The organism is Gilliamella sp. Imp1-1 (genome assembly GCF_001690415.1).
GTDB lineage: Bacteria > Pseudomonadota > Gammaproteobacteria > Enterobacterales > Orbaceae > Gilliamella > Gilliamella bombi.
The window spans coordinates 1-24,068 of sequence record NZ_LZHK01000103.1 but is presented as its reverse complement, the minus strand read 5'-3'; the positions used below and the strand labels follow the sequence as shown (position 1 = coordinate 24,068).

At 35.5% G+C, this 24,068-nt stretch carries 23 protein-coding genes and 3 pseudogenes; 19 read left to right on the top strand and 7 right to left on the bottom strand.

Annotated elements, in window-relative coordinates:
* The coding region (locus A9G38_RS09145) for a helix-turn-helix domain-containing protein (RefSeq protein WP_141671783.1) at positions 1-437 on the bottom strand (437 nt) is incomplete at its 3' end.
* 359 nt (positions 438-796) lie between these two features.
* On the opposite strand from A9G38_RS09145, the gene A9G38_RS09140 reads away from it, so the two are divergent.
* Genes A9G38_RS09140 through gpsA form a run of 3 tightly spaced genes read left to right on the top strand, consistent with a single transcriptional unit; the run spans position 797 to position 2,796 of the window.
* Positions 797-1,237 carry a rhodanese-like domain-containing protein gene (locus A9G38_RS09140; RefSeq protein ID WP_034913688.1) on the top strand — a complete coding sequence of 147 codons (441 nt, stop codon included), beginning with the start codon at positions 797-799 and terminating at the stop codon, positions 1,235-1,237.
* Between the two features lie 25 nt (positions 1,238-1,262).
* Positions 1,263-1,739 (top strand): protein-export chaperone SecB, encoded by a 477-nt coding sequence (gene secB, locus A9G38_RS09135; RefSeq protein ID WP_034913692.1) that lies wholly within the window; start codon positions 1,263-1,265, stop codon positions 1,737-1,739.
* Between the two features lie 40 nt (positions 1,740-1,779).
* A complete protein-coding gene (gene gpsA, locus A9G38_RS09130) occupies positions 1,780-2,796 on the top strand; it encodes an NAD(P)H-dependent glycerol-3-phosphate dehydrogenase (protein WP_141671785.1) in 1,017 nt (338 codons plus the stop codon).
* Between the two features lie 70 nt (positions 2,797-2,866).
* Here the strand turns inward: gpsA and A9G38_RS09125 are convergent, their stop codons facing one another.
* Positions 2,867-3,841 (bottom strand): ornithine cyclodeaminase, encoded by a 975-nt coding sequence (locus A9G38_RS09125; RefSeq protein WP_034913700.1) that lies wholly within the window; start codon positions 3,839-3,841, stop codon positions 2,867-2,869.
* A 189-nt stretch (positions 3,842-4,030) separates the two neighbouring features.
* On the opposite strand from A9G38_RS09125, the gene aas reads away from it, so the two are divergent.
* The 13 genes and pseudogenes from aas (at position 4,031) to A9G38_RS09065 (ending at position 14,605) form a co-directional block, all read left to right on the top strand.
* The gene (gene aas, locus A9G38_RS09120; protein ID WP_034913703.1) at positions 4,031-6,172 is read left to right on the top strand and encodes a bifunctional acyl-ACP--phospholipid O-acyltransferase/long-chain-fatty-acid--ACP ligase; all 2,142 of its coding nucleotides are present in this window, start codon (positions 4,031-4,033) and stop codon (positions 6,170-6,172) included.
* A 15-nt stretch (positions 6,173-6,187) separates the two neighbouring features.
* A complete protein-coding gene (lplT, locus tag A9G38_RS09115; RefSeq protein WP_034913708.1) occupies positions 6,188-7,375 on the top strand; it encodes a lysophospholipid transporter LplT in 1,188 nt (395 codons plus the stop codon).
* Entirely contained in the window at positions 7,362-8,258 is an 897-nt protein-coding gene (gene murQ / locus A9G38_RS09110; protein ID WP_034913711.1) for an N-acetylmuramic acid 6-phosphate etherase, read from the top strand. Before lplT ends, murQ begins: the two co-directional genes overlap by 14 nt.
* Before the next feature lie 156 nt (positions 8,259-8,414).
* Positions 8,415-8,796 (top strand): annotated as a pseudogene (locus A9G38_RS12920) (PTS sugar transporter subunit IIA); the annotation flags it as partial.
* A gap of 59 nt (positions 8,797-8,855) precedes the next feature.
* Positions 8,856-9,389, top strand: a pseudogene (locus A9G38_RS12915) (PTS system mannose/fructose/N-acetylgalactosamine-transporter subunit IIB); the annotation flags it as partial.
* Positions 9,390-9,415: 26 nt separating this feature from the next.
* Positions 9,416-10,210: a PTS mannose/fructose/sorbose transporter subunit IIC gene (locus A9G38_RS09100; RefSeq protein ID WP_034913760.1), complete on the top strand. Its 795-nt coding sequence runs from the start codon at positions 9,416-9,418 to the stop codon at positions 10,208-10,210.
* A gap of 16 nt (positions 10,211-10,226) precedes the next feature.
* Entirely contained in the window at positions 10,227-11,138 is a 912-nt protein-coding gene (locus tag A9G38_RS09095) for a PTS system mannose/fructose/sorbose family transporter subunit IID (protein WP_065623246.1), read from the top strand.
* A 147-nt stretch (positions 11,139-11,285) separates the two neighbouring features.
* Complete coding sequence (locus A9G38_RS09090) at positions 11,286-11,660, top strand: DUF956 family protein (RefSeq protein ID WP_034913722.1); 375 nt, start codon at positions 11,286-11,288, stop codon at positions 11,658-11,660.
* A gap of 225 nt (positions 11,661-11,885) precedes the next feature.
* Positions 11,886-12,134, top strand: coding sequence for a 30S ribosomal protein S16 (gene rpsP / locus A9G38_RS09085; protein WP_034900786.1), 249 nt, complete (start codon positions 11,886-11,888; stop codon positions 12,132-12,134).
* Between the two features lie 26 nt (positions 12,135-12,160).
* A complete protein-coding gene (rimM, locus tag A9G38_RS09080) occupies positions 12,161-12,688 on the top strand; it encodes a ribosome maturation factor RimM (protein ID WP_034913726.1) in 528 nt (175 codons plus the stop codon).
* 16 nt (positions 12,689-12,704) lie between these two features.
* Positions 12,705-13,457, top strand: coding sequence for a tRNA (guanosine(37)-N1)-methyltransferase TrmD (gene trmD, locus A9G38_RS09075; RefSeq protein WP_034913730.1), 753 nt, complete (start codon positions 12,705-12,707; stop codon positions 13,455-13,457).
* A gap of 31 nt (positions 13,458-13,488) precedes the next feature.
* Entirely contained in the window at positions 13,489-13,839 is a 351-nt protein-coding gene (rplS, locus tag A9G38_RS09070; RefSeq protein ID WP_034913735.1) for a 50S ribosomal protein L19, read from the top strand.
* 163 nt (positions 13,840-14,002) lie between these two features.
* Entirely contained in the window at positions 14,003-14,605 is a 603-nt protein-coding gene (locus A9G38_RS09065) for a MarC family protein (protein ID WP_034913739.1), read from the top strand.
* Positions 14,606-14,782: 177 nt separating this feature from the next.
* Here A9G38_RS09065 and A9G38_RS09060 read toward each other — a convergent pair whose 3' ends face one another.
* From A9G38_RS09060 to lysA, 4 genes are read right to left on the bottom strand one after another with little or no spacing between them, the layout of a single operon-like run.
* On the bottom strand, positions 14,783-16,189 hold the full coding sequence (locus A9G38_RS09060; protein ID WP_034913741.1) for an amino acid permease: 1,407 nt from the start codon (positions 16,187-16,189) through the stop codon (positions 14,783-14,785).
* 54 nt (positions 16,190-16,243) lie between these two features.
* Complete coding sequence (locus tag A9G38_RS09055; RefSeq protein ID WP_034913744.1) at positions 16,244-17,350, bottom strand: alanine/ornithine racemase family PLP-dependent enzyme; 1,107 nt, start codon at positions 17,348-17,350, stop codon at positions 16,244-16,246.
* 25 nt (positions 17,351-17,375) lie between these two features.
* Complete coding sequence (locus A9G38_RS09050; RefSeq protein WP_034913748.1) at positions 17,376-18,782, bottom strand: APC family permease; 1,407 nt, start codon at positions 18,780-18,782, stop codon at positions 17,376-17,378.
* A gap of 52 nt (positions 18,783-18,834) precedes the next feature.
* Positions 18,835-20,232 (bottom strand): diaminopimelate decarboxylase, encoded by a 1,398-nt coding sequence (lysA, locus tag A9G38_RS09045; RefSeq protein ID WP_034913752.1) that lies wholly within the window; start codon positions 20,230-20,232, stop codon positions 18,835-18,837.
* Between the two features lie 249 nt (positions 20,233-20,481).
* On the opposite strand from lysA, the gene A9G38_RS09040 reads away from it, so the two are divergent.
* Positions 20,482-21,918, top strand: a complete 1,437-nt coding sequence (locus A9G38_RS09040; RefSeq protein WP_141671782.1) for a sigma 54-interacting transcriptional regulator — start codon at positions 20,482-20,484, stop codon at positions 21,916-21,918.
* Here A9G38_RS09040 and A9G38_RS09035 read toward each other — a convergent pair.
* A complete protein-coding gene (locus A9G38_RS09035; RefSeq protein WP_034913757.1) occupies positions 21,911-23,092 on the bottom strand; it encodes an NAD(P)/FAD-dependent oxidoreductase in 1,182 nt (393 codons plus the stop codon). The genes A9G38_RS09040 and A9G38_RS09035 overlap by 8 nt on opposite strands.
* 482 nt (positions 23,093-23,574) lie before the next feature.
* Between A9G38_RS09035 and A9G38_RS09030 the strand changes: the two are divergent.
* Both A9G38_RS09030 and A9G38_RS09025 read left to right on the top strand, forming a co-directional pair.
* Positions 23,575-23,766, top strand: a pseudogene (locus A9G38_RS09030) (transposase); the annotation flags it as partial.
* Between the two features lie 42 nt (positions 23,767-23,808).
* On the top strand, positions 23,809-24,068 hold a 260-nt coding region (locus A9G38_RS09025), incomplete at its 3' end, for a transposase (RefSeq protein WP_065623177.1).

Genomic DNA, 24,068 nt, shown 5'->3' with positions numbered 1-24,068 from the left:
CGGCGGTCTCCTTCTTTAATACTCGGTGCCTTACAATGCCTATAGGCTTTGCCTTTTCGCCTTAGATAAGGTTTGAATTGTTCATAGCGCGCTTTATTTTGATAAAGATAGTTATAGATTGATTGGACGCTGACTTTCTTTAAACGTGCAGCAATCTGCTCTGGGCTGTAATAAAGCATGAGGTATTTTTCAACTTGACGCCATACCGAAGACTCTATTGCCTTACCATTACCGCTGTTTTTTCGCCTTTTCCTAGCTAGGGTTACCGCATCATGTGCTTGATAGGTTTGATTAGGTTTTGAGTTTCTTTTTATCTCTCGACTTATTGTCGAAGGATGTCTATTGAGTAGCTGGGCTATCTCTTTTTTATTCTTTCCGGCTTGTAATAATACGAAAATCTGGTATCTTTCCTTCCTAGAAAGGTGATTATAATACATAGCAATCTCCAAACTGTGGTGGTGCGAAGGTGCTAGTATAAATCACCTTTCTACTTTCTTCACTCCACCGTGTTTAAAATTGCACTTCATGTTTGAATCCAGGACATCTTGATTTGTGTCATATCCATTTATTATTAACCAAGCAAGAGAACTTTGTATGTTCAGCATCAACAGGAAAAATAATGACAAATACAATATATACCAAAAAAATAAATTGTTTCAATCTCATTAACCTATCCCTTAAAATTAAATAAATATTATTTATAAAATTGCAAGATTTTCTTATTGGTGCTGTATTTCAGTGCATAATATCGCTATAATCACTCCTTATATTGAAGAAACTAGGTAATTATACAAGTATGGACTTTATAACACTCGAAATTCTACCTTTTGTAAAAAATCATCTTTTACTGTCCCTAGGTTGGATTGTACTATTTGTCGCAATCATTGTACTAACCATTAAAGGCAAACTATCTAAAGTTAAAGTTATCAATAATGCCCAAGCAATCCATATGGTAAATAAACAAGAAGCAGTCATTATTGATATTCGCACTGCTGATAGTTTCAAAAAAGGACATATAACAGATTCTCATAACATTTTGCCTATCGACATTAAAAATGCAAGTGCAAAAGCAATTGAAAAGTTTAAAGAAAATATCATTATTTTAATTGATGAGAATGGTTTATCATCAACAGGTATAGGTGAAATACTTGTTAAACAAGGTTTTTCAAATGTCTTTGTATTAAAAGACGGTATTGCTGGATGGAACGGCGAGAATTTACCATTAGTTAGAAAATAATATTATAAAAAAATAAGGTTTTATCATGACAGAACAAAACAATACACAACAACCAGAAACACAGTTTGCTATTCAACGTATTTATACTAAAGATGTTTCATTTGAAACTAATAATGTTCCAGAAATTTTTACTAAACAATGGCAACCAGAACTGAATCTTGAATTAAATTCATCTTCGCAAGTTTTAAGTGAAAATGTTTATGAAGTTGCACTTCGCGTCACTGTAACAGTAAAACAACAAAACGAAGTTGTGTATATCTGTGAAGTTACTCAAGCGGGTATTTTCTCACTTGTTGGATTTGACGAAGGCCAAATTCAACATTGTGTTGGTGCTTATTGTCCAAATATTTTGTTCCCTTATGCTCGTGAAGTAATTTCAAGTTTAGTAAATAAAGGTACATTCCCACAAGTAAATTTAGAACCAGTAAATTTTGAAGCACTATTTATGAACTATATTCAGCAACAACAAGATGAAGCTGAATCAAAAGAAACACTACAATAGTCATTGTATTACAATTAACTGATAATAAATTTATTAGATGATTATGAAAAAAGATGCTGCAGTAACAGTAATTGGCGCTGGATCTTATGGAACCTCTTTAGCTATTTTGCTGGCTCGGAATGGTCACTCAACTTTATTATGGGGGCACAATCCTGATAAAATGACCATTTTGCAGCATGATAGACAAAATAAACAGTTTCTACCGAATATTCCTTTCCCAGATCTGTTACAAATTGAAACTGATTTAAAAACGGCAGTTTCAGCAGCACCAATTTTACTTATTGTGGTGCCAAGTCATGCTTTTGCAAGTATTTTGACTCAAATCAAACCTTTTTTACGCCAAGATACAAAAATTGTCTGGGCTACAAAAGGACTTGAAGTTAATACTGGCCGATTATTACAAGATGTTGCAAAGGAGATTTTGGGCAATCAGATTCCATTAGCGGTCATTTCTGGCCCAACTTTTGCTAAAGAAGTCGCTTCTGGATTACCAACAGCAGTAACTGTAGCATCAACTAATGAGCATTTTTTAAATCAACTGCAAACTTTGTTTCATTGTAGCAAAAGCTTCCGAGTCTATAGCAGCAAAGATTTTATTGGAGTGCAACTTGGTGGTGCAATCAAAAATGTTATCGCTATTGGTGCTGGATTATCTGATGGTCTTGGCTTTGGCGCCAATGCTAGAACAGCGTTAATTACACGTGGACTTGCCGAAATGATGCGTTTAGGTGCAGTATTGGGGGCAGATCCAGCAACCTTTATGGGAATGGCTGGATTAGGTGATTTGGTTTTAACATGTACCGATGATCAATCCCGTAATCGTCGTTTTGGAATGTTACTTGGCCAAAATAAATCCATTCAAGAAGCTCAAGATGCTATTGGCCAAGTTGTTGAAGGTCGCAATAATACAAAAGAAGTCTGGTTATTAGCTCAAAAATATCATGTAGATATGCCAATCACTGAGCAAATTTATCAAGTTATTTATGAAAATAAAGATCCAAAACAAGCAGCGGTGGCATTACTTAGGCGTTCAAAAAAAGAAGAACTAAAAAGTTAATTTTTATACTCAAACACCTAGTTACCTGAAACTTTTTGACACGAAATTATACTAACTTGATATCTGAGTATTATAAAAACGTACCAATTCCTTTTTCTTTTGCTTTAAGATAAATATCGTAGCCAATATACACGTCTAATACAGCTGTACCAACAGTTTTAAACAGCGTAATTTGCTGTTCATTTAGACGGCATTGGGTTGGATCTATCACTAAATCTCCTAACTCTAAAAAATCATCTTCTGATACCAATTGTTGTTTAATTGGATCAATAATATCGCCTGCTTCAGCAAATACACCTTCTTTAGTATCAACTACACGAATATTCGCCTTTTCAACAATACATTCTGGAATTTCATGCATTTCTGGTGTATAAGCACCCACTCCATTAACGTGCGTGCCAGGTTTTACTTTTTCGCCATTAAATGTCACAACTTTTGAGGTTGTAACCGAAGTAATAATATCAGCCTGACTAATGTCATCATCCAAATTTTTTGAAAAATAAAAATTAGTAGAAAAATGAGCAAAACGATGTTTCATCTCTTCTGTAAATTGTTCCGCTTTTTGTGTATCAATATCAAAAATAGCGACATCAGTAAGTGAACGAACAGTTAACATTGCCTCTAATTGAGATACAGCTTGCCCACCAGTACCTATCAACACTCCTCGACTAGCATTTTTACGCGCCAGCAAATCGGTTGCTGCACCTTGAACGGCTCCTGTACGAAGCTGAGTGACAAAAGTGCCATCTAACATAGCACAGACTTCACCTGTTTGCGGGTCTAACATTAAAACTTGAGCAGGTACTGATGGTTTACCCAATTTAGGATTGTCAGGAAATACCGAAACAATTTTTATACCCACAATGTCGCTACCTTTAAGATGTGCGGGCATAAACAAGCATTGTCCCTTTTGCATATCAAAATTTATTCGTAACGGCACATCACTGTTTCCTTGGCTATAGATTTTCAAAGCTTGTTTATCTGCAGCTATTGCATCTTTCATTGTATAAAATCTTTCAATATCATTGGCCGTTAAAATAAGCATTTTTATTCCTTATTGATTTTCTATATTTTCTGAACTTTAGTATCTATTATTTATTTTTTAGATCAAGATTTATTGTCAATTAAACCATAAAAAACTGTTTTATATAACAAAAACTTCAGTTCTTGTATATCCACTATATTTTCACTATTATTACAATGTGTAATTTTGCACGATATTTGAGAATATCAGATGTTATTTAAAATATTAAAATTTTCCTTAAAGATCCTATTCCATGTAAGAATTAATGGCGATTTAGAAAATTTAAAACAAGATAGACTTCTTATTACACCTAACCATGTATCGTTCCTTGATGGTATTCTAATTGGCGTATTTTTACCCGTAAGACCAGTCTTTGCTATTTATTCGGGTTATATTAATCATTGGTTAGTCCGCTTAGCAAAGCGTTATGTTGATTTTGTGCCAATGGACCCGCTTAGTCCAATGGCAATAAAGCGATTAGTTCGCGAAGTTGAAAAAGGCCGCCCGATAGTCATATTCCCTGAAGGAAGAATTACTATAACTGGCTCATTAATGAAAATTTATGATGGCGCTGCTTTTGTTGCTGCTCGCTCTCAAGCCACCATTGTACCAGTGTGGATCGAAGGTGCTGAATTTACTTTAACTAGTCGTTTAAAAGGTTTATTTAAACGTCGTTTATTCCCTAAAATAACCATTCATGTACTTAACCCTACATCTATTCCAATGCCCGATGCGCCTAAAGCTAGTGAAAGGCGTTATATTGCAGGTGAAAAACTTCATCAAATTATGATGAACGCACGCATGGCAAGTCGTCCAAAGTTAACGCTGTTTGAAGCATTATTAGAAGCACAAGTTCGCTATGGCGTGAAATCAAGAATGGTACAAGACCCAACAACTCAAGAAGCATCTTATCGCAGTTTATTAAAACAAATTATAGGTGTTAGTTGTATTATTGCCAAAATTACTAAAAATAAAGAGCGAGTTGGTGTTTTATTACCCAATGCAACCATTACTGTTGCAACTATTTTTGGTTTGTCCGTAAAAAATCGAATTCCAGCAATGCTTAACTATACTGCGGGAACAAAAGGCTTAAACTGTGCCATTACTGCTGCTGAAATCAAAACGATTATTACTTCACGCAAATTTATTAGAAAAGGTAAACTTGATTATCTACTTGAAGAAATCAAAGACGTTAAGTGGTGTTTTCTTGAAGATTTGCGTAAAAACTTAACTTTAAAAGATAAGCTTTATGTTGCAGTGCATCAATATATTCCACGCTTAATTAAATACCAACAATCAAGCGATGACGAAGCACTAGTACTGTTTACCTCTGGTTCAGAGGGAAACCCTAAAGGTGTTGCTCATAGTCATGGAAGCCTACTTGCTAATGTTGAACAAATTCGAACGGTTATAGATCCAACCCCTGCAGATCGCTTCATGTCGGCTCTACCATTATTCCATGCTTTTGGTATTACAGCAGGATTATTTTTACCGCTATTTTCAGGTAGCCGTACATTTTTATATCCAAATCCATTACATTACCGTATGGTCCCTGAAATTATTTATGACCAAAATTGTACGGTTTTATTTGGTACGCCAACTTTCTTGGCAAACTATGCCCGTTATGCGCACCCATATGATTTTATGCGTTTACGCTATGTTGTTGCAGGTGCCGAAAAATTATCAGATGCAGTACGAGAACAATGGAAAGATAAATATGGTATTCGTATTTTAGAAGGCTATGGCGTTACCGAATGTGCACCTGTTGTAGCGCTTAATGTTCCTATGGCATTTAAAGCTGGTACTGTAGGGCGATTACTTCCAGGCATGGTATCAAGATTAATTCACATTCCAGGCATTAGCGATGGCGGCCAATTGCAAGTCAAAGGACCTAATGTGATGAAAGGCTATTTACGGGTGGAAAATCCCGGCAAACTTGAAGAACCAGTAGCAGCTGATGAAAATGGACAAGCCGAAAAAGGTTGGTATGATACCGGCGATATCGTTGCTATTGATAGTGAGGGGTTTGTGACAATTAAAGGACGCTTGAAACGATTTGCAAAAATCGCCGGTGAAATGGTTTCATTAGAAAGTGTTGAATCCTTAGCAAAAAAAGTTGACTCTGATGCAATGCACGGTGCAACAGTCAAAGCCGATGCAGCTAAAGGGGAAGCAATTGTCTTATTTACTACCTCAACAAAATTAAATCGAGAGCAACTTAATCAAGCATCTCAAGAATTGGGCATTCCAGCATTAGCCGTTCCTCGTGATATTCGTATAGTAAAAGAGTTACCACTACTAGGTACAGGTAAAATTGATTTTATTACTTTACGAAAAATGGCTGACGAATAAACTAAAGGATGTCACATGAAACAACATTCTCTATTAAGCAAAGGCATGGTTGCAACCATGCTTGCGCAGTTTTTTTCAGCATTTGCTGATAATGCAATCTTTTTTGCTATTTTAGCTTTCATTAAGAATTTACATTATCCAACATGGAGCCAATCGGTATTACAAATTAGTTTTGTCGCACCGTTTATCATACTTTCACCTTTTGTGGGGCAATTTGCTGACAGCATGTCAAAAGGCAAAGCAATGATGATTTCAAATAGCATCAAATTATTAGGTGCAGGTTGTATTTGTTTAAATATAAGTCCTTTTGTTGGTTACTTTTTAGTTGGTATAGGTGCTGCGGCCTACTCTCCCGCTAAATATGGAATTTTAGGCGAACTAACTACAGGTGATAATTTAGTTAAAGCAAATGGGTTAATAGAAGCATCAACCATTGCCGCCATTTTACTTGGTTCGCTAGCTGGTGGTCATATTGCCGATCTTAATGTGAGCGCTTCCTTACTTGTGTGCGTGTTAGTGTATGGGCTAGCTGTTATTGCTAATTTTTTTATTCCTAAATTACCTGCTGCACGGCAAAATATTTCATGGCAATTTATCAATATGGTAAACGATTTTACTAATACATTAGAAATCATATGCAATAATAAACGTGTTTTATTTACACTATTGGGTACCAGTTTATTTTGGGGAGCTGGTATTACTTTACGTTTTCTATTAATTAGTTGGGTTCCAGCTATCTTAAATATTCATGACAACGCAACACCAACAAACCTTAATGCAATCGTTGCTATCGGTATTGTTATTGGCGCAGGTCTAGCTAGTACATTTATTAATATTAACAACACATTACGTTGTATTCCAGCAGGAATAATGATGGGAATAGCTGTAATCGCTTTTACATTACAAAGCCATATCATTTCATCTTATATACTACTTATTGTTATTGGTGCATTAGGTGGGTTCTTTTTAGTGCCATTAAATGCCTTTATTCAAAAAATAGGTAAAGAGTTAGTTGGTGCTGGTAGTGTTATTTCAGTGCAAAATTTAAGCGAATATACTGCAATGATGGTAATGTTAGGATTTTATACGTTAGCCGTTGCTTTAAATTTATCGGTTACTGCTATCGGTGTTGGTTTTGGGAGCTTATTTGCTTTAGTTATATTTTTATTATGGTTAGGGTTAAAAAATAATGAATCACATTAATCTATCAGCGATGCTAACAGAAAGTCGTAATCCTAATAGCGAAAAAATAGATAACTGTTCAACATTAGAAATGCTACAAATCATCAATAATGAAGATAAAAAAGTCGCATTGGCTATTGAAAAAGAATTACCCAATATCGCAAAAGCCGTTGATGCGATTAGTTTAGCATTCTCAAATCAAGGTAGACTAATCTATATAGGTGCTGGCACTTCAGGCCGATTAGGTATTTTAGATGCAAGTGAATGTCCACCAACTTATGGCACTTCACCAGAACAAGTTATTGGCTTAATTGCTGGAGGCAAAACAGCCATTTTTAAGGCGGTTGAAAACGCCGAGGATAACCCAGAATTGGCAATTACTGACTTAAAAAACATTAATTTTAGCTCAAATGACGTTTTAGTTGGCATTGCCGCTAGTGGGCGCACACCTTATGTAATAGGTGCTATGCAATATTCTAAATCAATTGGAGCAACAGTGATTAGCTTATGCTGTAACCCATTAGCTCCAATGATTAATTTAGCCAATATTGCTATTACACCAATCGTTGGTGCAGAAGTAATTACTGGCTCATCCAGAATGAAAGCGGGCACAGCACAAAAATTAGTCCTCAACATGTTAACCACTGCCAGCATGATAAAAATCGGCAAAGTCTATAGTAATTTGATGGTTGACGTACAAGCTACCAACGCCAAACTTGTTGAACGGCAAATATCCATTGTTATGCAGGCTACCGATTGCACTCGAGAAAAAGCCATTACTGCATTAACCGAAAGTAATAAGCATTGTAAAACTGCTATTTTGATGATTCTTTCAGGTTTAAATGCAGAGCAAGCCAGAGTGAGGCTAAAAAAAGAAAATGGTTTTATTCGTCAAACACTGTAAGATAGACTAAATTTACTTTAATAAACAATAAAAAATTAAGTTTTTTATTAAAATGTGATGCTCACATAATTTTTAACTTATTTTTTTCTGTAAAATAACTAGATATTTTTATTTTATATATTATGCAATTAATATAAAAAATTAGGAGGTCGTTATATGGTTGGAATCATCCTAGCAACTCATGGTGAGTTTGCGGAAGGTATTCTACAATCAGGATCGATGATATTTGGAGAGCAAGAAAATGTTAAAGCTGTTACCTTGCACCCAAGTGATAGTCCTGAAAGTTTAAAAGAACGAATGCTTGAAGCGATTGCGACATTTGCTAATCAAGAAGAAGTCCTGTTTTTAGTAGATTTATGGGGAGGAACACCATTTAATCAAGCTAACAATTTATGTGGTGAACATAGTAATTGGGCTATTGTTGCTGGTTTAAATTTACCAATGTTAATTGAAGCCTATTCATCTCGTTTCTCAATGGAAACGGCGAAAGAAATTGCTGCCGCAATTATTGAACCAAGCAAAGAAGGTGTTCGAACAACAGTCGAAATACCAATACAATCTTCTGCTTCTACTAAAAACGCAAATACTATCCCCGAAGGAACAGTACTTGAAGATGGTAAAATGAAAATTGTGCTAGCTCGTGTTGACTCACGCCTATTACATGGGCAAGTGGCGACAGCATGGACAAAATCAACCAATCCGAACCGGATTATTGTTGTTTCTGACTCGGTTGCAAAAGATGAATTAAGAAAAAAACTCATCCAAGAAGCAGCGCCTCCTGGTGTAAAAGCAAATGTAGTTCCAGTTAAAAAAATTATTGAAGTTTCACGCGATCCTCGTTTTGGTAATACCAAAGCGCTACTTCTATTTGAAAATCCACAAGATGTGCTACGAACCATAGAGGGCGGTGTTGATATCAATGAACTTAATATTGGTTCAATGGCCCATTCCGTAGGAAAGGTTATGGTTAATAAAGTGCTGTCAATGAATGCTGATGATGTTGATACATTTGAAAAATTAAAAACAAAAAATGTGAAATTTGATGTTCGCAAAGTACCTAATGACTCTAGCAGTAATATGGACGAATTATTGAAAAAAGCGAAAGAAGAATTGGCGCAACAAAAGAATTAGTTTATTTAAGGGGTTATATTATGACATTGTCAATTATTGCTATCATTTTAGTGATAGTTATTGCCTTTCTAGCTGGTATGGAAGGTATTTTAGATCAGTTTCAATTCCACCAACCTTTAGTGGCTTGTTCTTTAATTGGACTTGTAACAGGTAATTTAGAAGCGGGTGTTGTATTGGGCGGTTCGTTGCAAATGATTGCACTCGGTTGGGCCAATATTGGGGCGGCAGTAGCACCTGATGCAGCTTTAGCATCGGTTGCTTCATCAATTATTTTAGTATTAGGCGGCCAAGGTATAGCTGGTGTATCTACCGCTATAGCTGTAGCTATTCCACTTGCCGTTGCAGGGCTATTCTTAACCATGATTGTACGAACTATTGCTGTTCCATTAGTACACATGATGGATGCGGCAGCGGAGGAAGGCAATATTCAAAAAATTGAATGGTTACAAATTTTAGGTATCTGTTTACAAGGTTTACGTATCGCAATCCCAGCTGCTGCATTACTCTTTATTCCTGCTGAAATTGTTAGAAGTACACTAGAAGCAATGCCAGAATGGCTAACAACAGGAATGGCTATTGGTGGTGGAATGGTTGTTGCTGTTGGTTATGCAATGGTAATCAATATGATGGCAAACCGAGAAGTATGGCCATTTTTCATTATTGGTTTTGTCGTTGCTGCGATATCACAATTAACACTGATTGCACTTGGCGCTTTAGGTATAGCATTAGCACTAATTTACCTCAATCTTTCTGAACGTGGCAATTCATCCAATGGTGGTAGCAAAGGTGATCCACTAGATGATATTTTAAATGATTACTAAAAACTTGGAGAAGAAAATGACTGATAGAATCCAATTAAACAAAAAAGATCGTTTAGCGGTTGCTTGGCGTTCAACCTTCCTCCAAGGGTCTTGGAACTATGAACGTATGCAAAATGGTGGATGGGTCTATTCAATGATCCCTGCTATCAAAAAATTATATACCACCAAAGAGGATCGCTCTGCTGCTCTTAAGCGTCACCTAGAATTTTTTAATACTCACCCTTATTTAGCTTCTCCAGTACTTGGGGTAACTCTTGCACTTGAAGAGGAACGGGCTAATGGAGCTGCTGTTGATGACGTAGCAATTCAAGGGGTAAAAGTTGGGATGATGGGACCATTAGCGGGTGTGGGTGATCCTGTATTCTTGTTTACCGTACGTCCAATGCTCGGCGCTCTTGGCGCTTCACTTGCACTAAGCGGTAATATTATGGGACCAATTTTATTCTTCTTATTATGGAATATTATTCGTTGGGGCTTCATGTGGTATACCCAAGAATTTGGTTACCGTACAGGCTCTAAAATAACCGATAATTTATCAGGCGGATTACTACAAAAAATCACCAAAGGAGCTTCTATTTTAGGAATGTTTGTACTGGCAGCCTTAGTACAAAGATGGGTATCAATTAAATTCCAACCAGTCGTATCTACTGTCAAGCTAGACAATGGTGCTTTTATTGATTGGAATACATTACCAGTAGGTGCTGAAGGCATTCAACAAGCATTAATTCAAATGCAAAGCGGATTATCACTAACTCAACAAAAGGTAACCACCTTACAAAATAACTTGGATCAGTTAATACCTGGACTTGTCCCCTTACTATTGACTTTCTTTTGCATGTGGTTACTTCGTAAAAAAGTATCACCAATCCTAATTATTTTGGGATTATTTATAGTCGGTATTGTTGGCCATGTAATCGGTCTTTTATAAACATATAGCTATGCCTATATATATTTAGAAAGTATGATATTTTAAAATAGCGCCAACTTTCTATTTACTATTACATTAACCTTTTCATCACACCATGTGATGAAAAGGTATCATTAATCATTCGAACTTTGCATGGATATAGGGTAGATGGTTCAATCATTAAATACTAAAATTGATTTAACAATAAAAGCAACCGCATTTACAGGCTTATCTGAATACGGCAATATAATAATTGGTGACAAAGCCTTCGAGTTTTATCATCAACACGATCCACGCAAATATATCCAAATACCATGGAATGAAATTGATTATGTGATTGCTTCTGTATTATTAGGCGGTAGATGGATCCCACGTTATTCTATACAAACAAAAAAAAATGGCACATTCACCTTTGCATCTAAAGAGCCCAAGAAGGTATTAAAAGCCATTCGAGTTTATGTTGACGGGCAAAAAATGGTACGCTCACTGGGCTTTTTTGATGTTTTAAAGAGAGCTTTTTTCCACAAAAAGAACAAAAAATAAAAATCACTATTTTATTATATTTATCGATTTCCACTTAAATTAAATAAATTATAGTTAGTATCATTTTTATCCACTCTTTTGTAAGTTAGTTTAAGTCAATCAATATAACGCCGCATCATCAACAAACAGCCATTGCACTTTTTGCTAGAAAGAGTATAATTCTGGGGCTTTGATTTTGTCCGTGTTGGGCAGAAAAAAGATTATTTTTTAATTTAAGAGGATGTTATGGTAACTATTCGTTTAGCTCGTGGTGGCTCTAAAAAGCGCCCTTTTTATCAAGTAGTTGTCACTGATAGCCGTAACCCACGTGATGGCCGTTTTATTGAGCGCGTTGGCTTTTTTAATCCAATTGCACAAGGTAAAGCAGAAGAATTACGTTTAGATCTTGATCGCGTAAATCATTGGGTTGGTTTAGGTGCAACTGTTTCTGATCGTGTTAATGCACTAATTAAACAAGCACAAAAAGCTGCTTAATTTAGTAATTGATAATCACTGTAATGATGAATACTGAGAATCTTATTGTTGTTGGTAAACTTGGTTCAAGCTACGGCATTCGCGGATGGCTCAGAATTTTTTCGTTTACAGAATTTCCAGATAGCATTTTTGATTACACTCCTTGGTATATCCAGCGTGCTGGGCAATGGCAAGAGGTAATTGTAGAGAGTTTTAAACCGCATAATCATGATATGATTGTAAAACTTAAAGGCATTGATGATCGTGATCAAGCCATTGCATTAACCAATATTGAAGTGTTTGTTGATGCAGAAAAATTACCAGCACTTAGCAATGGTGATTTTTATTGGAAAGATCTCATTGGGTGCCGAGTTAAAACAGTTAATAACTATGATTTAGGACTGGTAACTGATTTGATGGAAACCGGATCTAACGATGTATTAGTGGTTAAAGCAAATTTAAAAGATGCATTTGGAGCAACAGAACGTTTAATCCCTTTTGTTGATAATCAATTTATAAAACAAGTTGATTTAACAACAAAAATGATTGTGGTCGATTGGGATCCTGCTTTTTAATTGGTAAGGTAAAACTATGTGGATTGGCGTAATTAGCCTTTTTCCCGAAATGTTTCAAGCTATTACCTGTTATGGCGTAACTGGTCGAGCCGTTAAAAATGGGCTGTTAACAGTAGAGTATTGGAACCCTCGCGATTTTGCGCATGATAAGCATAAGACTGTCGATGATAGGCCTTATGGTGGTGGTCCCGGCATGTTAATGATGGTTCAACCACTTAAAGATGCAATTCATGCGGCAAAAACAGTGGCAGGTAACAATACAAAAGTAATCTATCTTTCCCCACAAGGGCGCAAATTAGACCAACAAGGTGTTTGTGAATTGTCACAAAATCAAAATTTAATTTTGATTTGTGGACGATACGAAGGTATAGATGAACGCGTTATTCAAACCGAAATTGACGAAGAATGGTCAATTGGGGACTACGTGTTAAGTGGTGGTGAAATACCGGCGATGACCATGATTGATGCATTAGCAAGGTTTATTCCTGGCGTGCTAAATCACCAATCATCGGCAAAAGAAGACTCTTTTGCTAACGGTTTACTTGACTGTCCACACTATACTCGTCCTGAGGTGTTAGATGGAATGGCGGTACCTGACGTATTAATGTCTGGTCACCATGAAGCGATTCGTCGCTGGCGATTAAAACAATCACTAGGACGAACTTGGTTAAGAAGAGAAGATCTTCTTGCAAATCTAGCTCTGACTGATGAAGAGCAATGTTTACTCGCTGAATTCCAACAAGAATACAGTGACAAACTAAGCAATTAATATTTCAGTATAACTAGTAAGAGATAATATTATGAAAAATGCAATTATTCAGCAATTAGAACAAGAACAAATGAAAAAAGACATCCCGTCTTTTCGCCCTGGTGACACGGTTGAAGTAAAAGTATGGGTTGTTGAAGGTAACAAAAAACGTCTTCAAGCTTATGAAGGTGTTGTTATTGGCATTCGCAACCGTGGTTTGCACTCTGCATTTACCGTACGTAAGATTTCGAATGGTGAAGGTGTTGAACGAGTATTCCAAACTCACTCACCAATTGTTGATTCAATTACTGTGAAACGTCGTGGTCAAGTACGTCAAGCTAAACTTTACTACTTACGCGAACTTCGTGGTAAAGCAGCTCGTATCAAAGAGCGCCTTAACTAAATTTTATTGGTTTAATTGTCTAAAACCAATTAAAAAATATCAGATTAAACATGGTCACCTTTTTGGTGGCCGTTTTTGTATCTAACAAAAATCATTCCCTAGCAACTAATAATGTTAACAAAATTAAAGGGAATTTAATTGTTATTCTTTGAAAGGTAACACTATGGATGACTATCTTGTTAATATCCTTGCCACAACTGTAAAGCTATTTGCATTAATGACACCTCCTGCTGTTTTAAGTGCATTTTTAAGTGGCACAAAACAATACGACGAACAGCTTAGACGCAAAACAGCACTCAAAACATCCTGTGCCGTATTTATCATCGGTATAGTGCTATTCTTTTTTGGTAATACCATGTTTAGTGTCTTTGGTTTTACTCTTGATGCATTCCGTATTGGTTCTGGAGCGTTGCTATTTATCACTGCAGTGTCACTAATGAATGATTCTCCAGAAAAGAATAAAATTAACAGTGATGACGATATTAGTGTTGTACCACTTGCAATTCCACTTTGTATGGGACCCGCTTCCATTGGTACTATCATTGTTATGGGAACAAGCTCCGTAGGCTTTGCAGCCAATATGATTGGCGCTGTTTCTTTATTCATTGCATCTTCAGGGATTTATGCAATGCTATTATGTGCAAAAAGTATTGCTAAAGTATTAAAAAACACAGGTATTGCTATCTTATCAAAACTTACTGGGTTACTAATATCAGCTATTGCTGCGCAAGTCGTTTTTACGGGTGTATCAACTTTTCTAAAATAACTTGTATCAGAAAGGATTTAATCAAGATTATACCAAGCAAACGCACTTAATTTAGTGCCTTAAAATAAAGATAAATCACAAATAGTAAAAACATTAATAATCTGATTTTAAAAATTAAATGTAATCACCTAAACCGATTTATTAGGTGATTACAAACAAATTAATAGGTCAATAAAATTAATCTAACGTTTTTATTATTAAAGAATTTCGTTTCTTATAAAAAAAGTAAGAAACCAAAATAATTATTACTAAAACAACTTCTGATAATAAAATAAAATGTCCTGACTCCCCAAACCAAACACCAATAATAATCACAATATTAACAATAATAGAAACCCCTGCTAGCCAAGGAAATAATGGCGATTTGAACTTTACCATCTCTTTGGGAAATTTACCGTTATTTACTCCCTTACGGAACTGATATTGACACCAAGCAATAATAATCCATGCAAAACATCCCACTTGCCCTGTTCCCGCTACTAAATAAATATACAATTTTTCAGCGGCAATATATTTAGAAAATAGTGAAACTAGCGCAATAATAGCAATAAATAAAATACCTTTTGTGGGCACTCCACGCTTATTTACGTCTGAAAAATATTGAGGTGCGAGTTTATCTTGTGCCATAGACCACAGCATTCTTGAACTGGCATAAATTGCAGAATTAGCCGCCGATATTGCCGCACAAAAAATAACAAAAAGCATTAAATACGAAGCTATTGAAATTCCTGCTTTATTAAATACCCACACAAATGGGCTAATTTCAGAATGAACCGTTCCATATGGATAAACAAGGGCTAAAACAGCAATAGCCAGAACATAAAATAGAATAATGCGAAAAGCAACACCAGTAATAATTTTGGGTAACACAGACTGTGGAGATTGCGCCTCACCAGCTGCACTACCAATTAATTCGACGCCTTGAAAGGAATAGGTCACGATAGTCATACAAACCAATATGGCTAAAAAACCATTAGGAAACCACCCTTTTTCGGTTTTAAATGTTGGTAAGATATGCGTTTCGCTATATTGGTGATTAAGTAAATAAATCCCCACCCCAATAAATGCAATAATCGCAAGAACCTTAATAGTTGAAAACCAATACTCACTTTCTCCAAATGCACGAACAGAGGTTAAATGCACTGAAGTAAGAACAATTAGAATTAATAGACTAAAAAGATAAATAGGAATCGAAGGGAAGGTTTGGTGAGCAATCATTGAAGCAGCGGTTAAATCTGCCGCCATAGATAGTACCCAACTAAGCCAATACAACCAACCGATGGTATAACTCCAAATCGGATTGGGTATAAACATCAACGCATAGTGTTGAAATGAACCTGCATGAGGAAATGCACAAGAAAGTTCACCTAAACATAACATTGTTGAAAGCATTATGCTTCCTGCCATTAAATAAGCAATAATTGTTCCTAATGGACCAACTGTGCTAAGTGGAGCTGCAATACCAATAAATAATCCAGTACCAATTGATCCACCTAATGAAATCATCAATAAATGACGATTTTTTAGGTTTTTCTTTAAATTACTACTGGGATAAGGGTTTTCTTGTGATTCAGATGTTGTCATATAAACCGCCTAGTAATTAATAAAAACTGCTGGTTACCCAGCAGTTAACACAAATTAATAAATAAACCGTTTTTCTACACCATTAGTTTGACAAGCCATTAGTAAAGCAGTGTAATCAAGCTCAAATCCAATAACATCGCCAACACGAAGTGTTTGAGTAACATCTTCAATATCAACCAAGGTATGATCACTGGTTTGACCCAATACAGTAATATCATCATTGATGGGTATACAGCTTTCTGCTGGCACATCTTGACGTCCAAAGGCAAGAAGTGCTCGTTTGCGTGTACCGCTATCAACAAAGGTTTTACTGTTTAAAAAAGCATCTACACCTAATTCACCAACAGGAACTGTTGGTTTACTATTGAGTTCAATGATTTGCGCATATAATTTATAAATATTACTACATGCTTTATCAACGGGTTTATTTGAATGATGAAACTCGTCAAGATATTTCATATCCACATATTCAATACCAAACTCGTGTAAACCACCAATTCTCAAATGATTTAATCCTTCTGGCCAAATACCTTTATCCAATAAGTGGTAACTGGTACAATTACCGGCCGATAAATACTTTATTTTAATATTACAAACTTGCTCTACTTTACGCGCTATTTTTAAAAAGTCTACTCCATTTTTAACTGTAGGTAGTACAGTACCATAGCAATTAAAATTGGTGCCGAGCCCATAGAGCTCAACACCAGGTAAAGAAAGAATAAGTTTAACCGTATCAATGATTTCATCAATATGTTCAAACCAAATACCTTCGCGTAAATCCCCCATATCAACCATTAATAAAACTTGATGTACTTTTTGTTGTTTAACGGCTTCATCAGAAAGTGCCTGAATTACTACTTTTTCGCTGTTTAAGCTAATATCAGCATATCTAACAACATCACTAATTTCACTTAAACAAGGGCTCCGTAATAAGCAGGTTTTACAATTTAAAGCTTCTTTTAATTTCTTTAAATTGTATGTTCTTGATTCAGCAATCACATCAATACCGCCTTCAAGTACTGCTTTGGCCGTTTCAACACAACCATCAAAAACTTTATTAACAGCCATAACCTCAATACCGTGTTTAGCTAATAGATCTTTTTCAACACGAGCATTATTTCTTAATTTGCGTAAATCAATTTCTAATATAGGTTTGTACATAATTTTACTCCTCTATATATTATTACTACTGCAAACGGTTTCGTTTTTGGGCTCGATAATAAATCCATTCAGCTAAACCAATGGCAAGTACTGCACCACCAACAATTTTAGCAATATATTCGACATACCCCCCCATATCTATTTGCGCAGGTGGAATAAACACTAATACCACAGCAAATAGAGTAGATAAGAAACCAAGTGCTGGTAACACAATTGGCAACACCTTACCCGGAATTTTAAAACTACGAGCAACATCTGGTTGAGTAATACGTAAACGATAATATGCAATAAACATCACTAAGTACGGAATAAAGTAACAAATTGTCGTTAACGCTGTTAACATCCAATATGCTGCTGCAATACTTGGCGACACAAAAGTTGAAAAACAAAGTACTGTAACAATAACAGCTTGAATAATTAACGCAAAGGCTGGTGTTTTATATACTGGATGTAAACGACCGATGCGTTCTCCAAGCAAATTATCTTCTTTTGATGCTTCTTGTAGCATATAAATCGGACCAACTAACCATGAGTTTATTTGTCCTAATGCACCAAAAAACAAACAAATTGCCATTACTGGTAATAACCAAGGCATATGCAATTCTTTAGCTGCAGCTTCCATTGCTTGCATAACACCCGCTACGATATCAGTATCGGCTGCTGGTAATAAAGTATTAATAGCCCATGTTCCGACCATATAAATACCAACAATAACCACTGCTGAAACCAACATTGCTTTTGGAAAGTCTCGTTGTGGATCTCGTGTACGCCCTGCAATCATCGGAGCCACCTCAAGACCAGCAAATGCGAACATCATGCTAGATAGAAAAACAATAGTATCCCAACTACTTAAATCAGGTAACCAATCACTAACATGACTATAGCTTGTAGCCATAGGATGCCCTGTGAATAACCATACAACAGCTAATAGCACAATAATAGCGGCTGGAATAAATACACCAAGCCATGCACTCACACTATTAATAATCTTAGTCCATTGCATCCCTTTAATATTCATCAGTGTTAAAATCCAGAATACCACCATAGAGCCAACACCAATAAATACTTGATTTTGAGCTAACTCAGCGCTAAACATATACCCAATTGCAGTAAAACCAAATTGCAACATTAACGGGAAGAAAAGAACGCAAGAGAACAAAAAGCAAACAACAACTATCCAACCGATACGTTTACCAAATGCTTCTTTTACCCAAACAAAAATTCCACCATCTTTTGGCCAACCGGTTGAAAGTTCTCCACAAACCATAGCTAATGGGAAGAAAAGACAAAATGCAGCAAGTAACCAAAGTACCATTGCTGACGCCCCATAAGGAGCAACATTAGGAATTTGACGCAAACTTAGTATTGCAATGACATTCATAAAAACAATGTCTTTAATACCAAGTAGACTTGAATCTTTAGAATCACTCATAATAACCTCACTTTATCATATCTGGAGCATAAAATTCCCCAGATATTGATGATTAATATATGTCGTATCCAACCATATCTTCGTAAGTGTCCTCACGGCGAATCAATCTATCCTTGCCTTCTTTATCTATCATTACAACAGAAGTACGAGGACGATTGTTATAAACAGTTTGGCTTTCGATGGTATAAGCACCAGCATCAAGGAAAGCAACAATATCACCGATTTGAGTGTCTTTTGGCATTAAGAATTCTTCACCTTTAACACCGACATGGAAATAATCACCACCATCACATAAAGGACCTGCCAGTTTGATGTATTCATCATGTGTTTCATTGATTTTTGAAGCATTATAAACATAGAAGAACCAATCAAAATGTTGACTATCAGATAGCACACTATAACCAGCATCAACAAATTTCCACTCAACATGCTCTTCAATATTGCCATCTAAATCATAATTGGTTTTACGTTTTTCACAGGCAACTTCAGTTACAAGCACACCTGCTGAGCCTGTTACTTTACGGCCTGGCTCAATACAGATTTCAACATCAGTGCGCCATTTGTGTACTTCACTAATAACAGCATCAGCAAAATCTTGTGCAGTAATACCTGCATACATATTATCTTCTAATGGATTACCATTTTCTTCATCATATTTATAAGGAACAGGGATCCCCCCACCTACGTTGATTAAATCAAATTTAATACCAAGCACTTTTTCTAAGCGACGTGATTCATCAACTAAAACTTTCGTAGCTTTAGCAAAAGGCTCTGATTCTGGAACTTGATCACCAACGTGCATATGTAAACCGCGTAAATGAACATATGGCATTTCTAAAATACGACGACATGTTTCTTCTGCCTGTTCTAAATCGATACCTGATTTAGCATGATAAGCAGTGACTAATTCTGCGTGAGTTGCTGACGGAACATTTGGTTCAACACGCACACAAACATTTGCTACCTTTTTCAAACGTCTTGAAATCTCATCAATAATATCAAGCTCATATAAGCTATCTACGTTGATAATATACAGATCATTTTGGATAGCAAACTCTAAATCCATTGGTTTTTTAACAACACCATTAAACACAATTTGACTACCAGGGAAACCGATATCTAAACATTTACGCACTTCAAACATTGAGTTCGCTTCGGCATAAATTCCTGCATCTTTAATCGCTTTAAGAACGCCCATTACTGAACAAGTTTTTGATGCATAGAAAATTTTTGTTTTTGGATGAGCTTTAAATGCCTCTTTAATTTCTTGCACATTACGATCAATCTCCTTTTCAGAAAACACATAAAAAGGCGTTGGATATTTTTTGGCTAACTCTTCTAAATTAACACCATCAAAACAAAGTTTGCCACTTTCAGCGCTAAAACGACGATCTTTAGTTACAAGATCAGTGCGTAATTTGTTATAATTTGACATAATTTTGTCGGACATATAGCCTCCAGTTAATGATTACATAAAAAATAAGTAAAATGGCTTCTCACTTGTTGTGCAATCAGCATGCCAACTTTAAAAACAAAAATAATCAATATATTAACAAACAAAGCGCAAGTAAAAATTTAGTCATTTAGTATAAAATCAATTTTTATGACAAAAATTTGTCATTTTTATATGATAATTAACAGGCGTTTAAATTAAACAAAGCTAAATATAACAAATCACCCTAGTTCAAAAGGCACGAATATCATGACAATCGACCCTGAATTATTACAATCATTGGAAATATTTAAACATTTTTTTGATTTAATCCATCAACCAATGGCGATTATTGATAAAGAAGGCAAATATGTTTATTACAATCAGGAAAGTGCTGAACTTGATGGTTACCCTATAGAACAAGCTATAGGAAAACCAATGCTTAAAGTTTATCCCAAGATGCGAAAAGAAGACAGCACGATGTTGCAAGCCCTACAACATGGGAAAGAATATCAAAACAATTACCAAAGCTATTATAACCATGTAGGTAAACTTGTAGATTATATGCACACAACAGTTCCTCTTTATAATAAAAATCAAAAAATTATCGGCGCAATAGAAATAGGTCGAAATTTATCTACTGTTAGGCAATTACAAGACCAAGTATTCAAGCTCAATAGCAAGTTATATCAAAATAAAGAACAACCATTACCAGAAATTGTTTTTGTATCAAAAACAATGCAAGAGGTTATCGATCAAACTAACATCTTGGGAGCAAATGATGTTCCTGTATTAATAGTTGGCGAAACAGGAACAGGTAAAGAGCTATTTGCTCGTTTAATCCACCAAACAAGCCAACGCCGTGACAAAGCATTTATCTCGCTCAACTGTAGTGCACTACCAACCACACTGATTGAAAGCACCCTATTTGGTACGGTCAAAGGCGCATTTACGGGTGCTGAAAACCGACAAGGTTATTTAGAACTGGCTAACGGAGGCACATTATTCCTTGATGAATTAAATGCTATGCCTCTTGAAATGCAAAATAAATTATTACGATTCTTACAAGAAAAAACCTACTGGCAATTAGGTGGTAATAAAGAAATGCATTCAGATGTTCGTATTGTTGCTGCCATGAATGAACCACCTACAGAACTATTAAAAACAGGAAAAATGAGAAGTGATCTGTTTTTTCGCTTAAACGTTGGTTTAATAAAACTCCCCGCTTTACGCGACAGAACAGAAGATATTCCAGTGTTAGCACGCTATTTTATTGATAAACATAAAAACGACGTCAATGTTGTAATTAGCGGTATCAGTGAACATACACTACAACAATTAATATCAGCTCCTTGGCCCGGTAATGTCCGTATGCTTGAAAATACAATTGTCAGAAGTATGGTATTACAAAACGAACCGGGTGAATTACAGAATATTGTCCTTGATGAAGATCTATTCGATCTTAATAGTTCATCTTCTCAAAAAGATGATATCAATAAACCAGAAAATTTACCTATCAACACATCTACTGATGGAAACAACTTAATTGAACAAGTTGAAAACTATGAACGACAACTCATCATTAACGCATTAAATCAAGCCAACGGCAAAATTATAACGGCGGCAAAACTATTAAACATTTCACGCACAACGTTACAATACAAAGTAAAAAAATACCATATTCAAATGGGCGTAATTAATTAAACGATCGAGCACAAGCAAATGCACTGCTCCATGCCCATTGAAAATTATAGCCACCTAACCAACCTGACACATCAACAACCTCACCAATAAAATAGAGGTTGGGGTGTGTTTTAACTGCCATAGTTTTGGAAGACAACGCATCAGTACTTATACCACCAAGAGTCACCTCCGCAGTACGATAACCCTCAGTCCCATTTGGAGTAATATGCCAATGTGTTAAAGCATTATACAAGTCTTGCTGTTGTTTGGGATTAAGTTGCTTAACTATTATATCGTTTATCAAATTGAGCTGTATTAACACCTCAACAAGCCTTTTAGGTAAAACCTGTGCTAAACAATTTTTTATAGTTTGATTACGATTCTGCTCTAATAATGGTTTAAACGATGATTCGAATGTGAAATCAGGTAATAAATTAATAGTAATTGACTCTCCAGCCTGCCAATAGCTTGATATTTGCAAAATAGCTGGTCCTGAAATTCCTCGATGAGTAAATAATAGATTCTCCTTAAAACTAACTCTTTCATTAGAAACTTCAACAGCAACAGCAATACCTGACAAGGTTGATAATATATCAAGTAAAGGTTTATGTAACGTGAACGGTACTAATCCTGCTTTGACTGGTATCACTGGAATAGCCAATTTTTCGGCAATTTTATAACCAATTGAAGTCATGCCAAGGGCAGGCATCGATAAGCCTCCCGTAGCAATAATAAGATTATCACTATCAATAATGCCTTGAGAAGTATGTAATTTAAATCCTATTTTATCACTGCTAATATCTTCAACCTGAGTCTGCATCATAAAATGAACATGCCCTTTTTGACACTCGTTTAATAGCATATCAACAATATCTTGCGCTGAATTATCACAAAATAATTGCCCATGATCTTTTTCATGGTAAGCAATACCATACTGATTTACTAATTGGATAAAGTCCCACTGAGTAAATTGTTTCAAAGCTGATTTACAAAAATGAGGATTACAAGAAATATAATTACTAGGTTCAACCATTAAATTAGTAAAATTACATTTACCACCACCAGACATTAGAATTTTGCGTCCTAACTTTTTACCATTATCAATCACAGTAACATCATACCCTTTTTGCCCCAGTAAACCTGCGCAAAAAAGCCCAGCGGCGCCAGCACCCACAATCGTAATTTTAGTTTGCATTATTAATAGATCAAAAATAAAAGATAACAAATTATAACAGTATACAATTGTCACACATAGTTATTGAATCAAATAACATATTTTATACTCAAACACATAGTTACCTGAAACTTTTTAACAAGAAAGAAAAAGAACTTATATCCCATTTTCTAAAGCCAAATTTAAAAGCAACGCCTTAACTTATAAAAAACAAAATAAATCATAAACGTAAATACTACTATTAGCTTTATTAATAACGTTTATATAACTTATTAAAAGATCGACTTATAAATATATTTATTAAGCTAGTATTCTTTTTATTTTTCATTCAATTATAAAGGTATGGTTATGCAATTTTTATAAAAGGAGGGTAAATATATCAAAATAATCTTTATTACTTATTTAAACTTAGTTAGGGCGTGTTGATCTTTCATGATTATTTTTTAGACGGCATGATGTGAGTTATAATAATTCAGCCAAAAACAACCATAACTCGATTCATCATGCCAAGAACAATGCTAACAGATAAACGGTGGGAAAAGCTACTACAAATAATGAAAAATACCGGCCGAGTTTATAATAAATCCGAGCATCGGATGACGTTTGAAGGGATCCTTTTCCGAATGAGAACCGGTATTCCTTGGCGAGATTTGCCAGAAGAGTGGATCGGCTACACTAAATCATACAACTTTTTTAAGGGGTAAGGTAAACTTATCACAACTAAAAAAGGAACAAATATGAATAAGATTAAACGCAAAAGACGAACATTCACAGATGATTTTAAACACCAAATGGTCAGTCTTTATCAACATGGTAAATCACGTAGTGAAATCGTTGCCGAATATGATTTGACACCATCAGCTTTGGACCGTTGGATAACGCAAGCAAGCCAAAGCGGCTCATTTAAAACAAAAGATAATCGCAGTCCACAAGAACAAGAGTTAATCGCATTGCGTAAAGAGCTTAAACAACTCCGTATGGAAAACGATATTTTAAA

Excerpts from the sequence above, each read along its gene's own strand:
- trmD (WP_034913730.1), top strand. The coding sequence starts at position 12,705 with ATGTGGATTGGCGTAATTAGCCTTTTTCCCGAAATGTTTCAAGCTATT.
- A9G38_RS09090 (WP_034913722.1), top strand. The coding sequence starts at position 11,286 with ATGGTTCAATCATTAAATACTAAAATTGATTTAACAATAAAAGCAACC.
- A9G38_RS09095 (WP_065623246.1), top strand. The coding sequence starts at position 10,227 with ATGACTGATAGAATCCAATTAAACAAAAAAGATCGTTTAGCGGTTGCT.
- rimM (WP_034913726.1), top strand. The coding sequence starts at position 12,161 with ATGAATACTGAGAATCTTATTGTTGTTGGTAAACTTGGTTCAAGCTAC.
- murQ (WP_034913711.1), top strand. The coding sequence starts at position 7,362 with ATGAATCACATTAATCTATCAGCGATGCTAACAGAAAGTCGTAATCCT.
- A9G38_RS09060 (WP_034913741.1), bottom strand. The coding sequence starts at position 16,189 with ATGACAACATCTGAATCACAAGAAAACCCTTATCCCAGTAGTAATTTA.
- A9G38_RS09065 (WP_034913739.1), top strand. The coding sequence starts at position 14,003 with ATGGATGACTATCTTGTTAATATCCTTGCCACAACTGTAAAGCTATTT.
- A9G38_RS09050 (WP_034913748.1), bottom strand. The coding sequence starts at position 18,782 with ATGAGTGATTCTAAAGATTCAAGTCTACTTGGTATTAAAGACATTGTT.
- A9G38_RS09055 (WP_034913744.1), bottom strand. The coding sequence starts at position 17,350 with ATGTACAAACCTATATTAGAAATTGATTTACGCAAATTAAGAAATAAT.
- A9G38_RS09035 (WP_034913757.1), bottom strand. The coding sequence starts at position 23,092 with ATGCAAACTAAAATTACGATTGTGGGTGCTGGCGCCGCTGGGCTTTTT.
- lysA (WP_034913752.1), bottom strand. The coding sequence starts at position 20,232 with ATGTCCGACAAAATTATGTCAAATTATAACAAATTACGCACTGATCTT.
- aas (WP_034913703.1), top strand. The coding sequence starts at position 4,031 with ATGTTATTTAAAATATTAAAATTTTCCTTAAAGATCCTATTCCATGTA.
- rplS (WP_034913735.1), top strand. The coding sequence starts at position 13,489 with ATGAAAAATGCAATTATTCAGCAATTAGAACAAGAACAAATGAAAAAA.
- A9G38_RS09140 (WP_034913688.1), top strand. The coding sequence starts at position 797 with ATGGACTTTATAACACTCGAAATTCTACCTTTTGTAAAAAATCATCTT.
- A9G38_RS09125 (WP_034913700.1), bottom strand. The coding sequence starts at position 3,841 with ATGCTTATTTTAACGGCCAATGATATTGAAAGATTTTATACAATGAAA.
- secB (WP_034913692.1), top strand. The coding sequence starts at position 1,263 with ATGACAGAACAAAACAATACACAACAACCAGAAACACAGTTTGCTATT.
- lplT (WP_034913708.1), top strand. The coding sequence starts at position 6,188 with ATGAAACAACATTCTCTATTAAGCAAAGGCATGGTTGCAACCATGCTT.
- rpsP (WP_034900786.1), top strand. The coding sequence starts at position 11,886 with ATGGTAACTATTCGTTTAGCTCGTGGTGGCTCTAAAAAGCGCCCTTTT.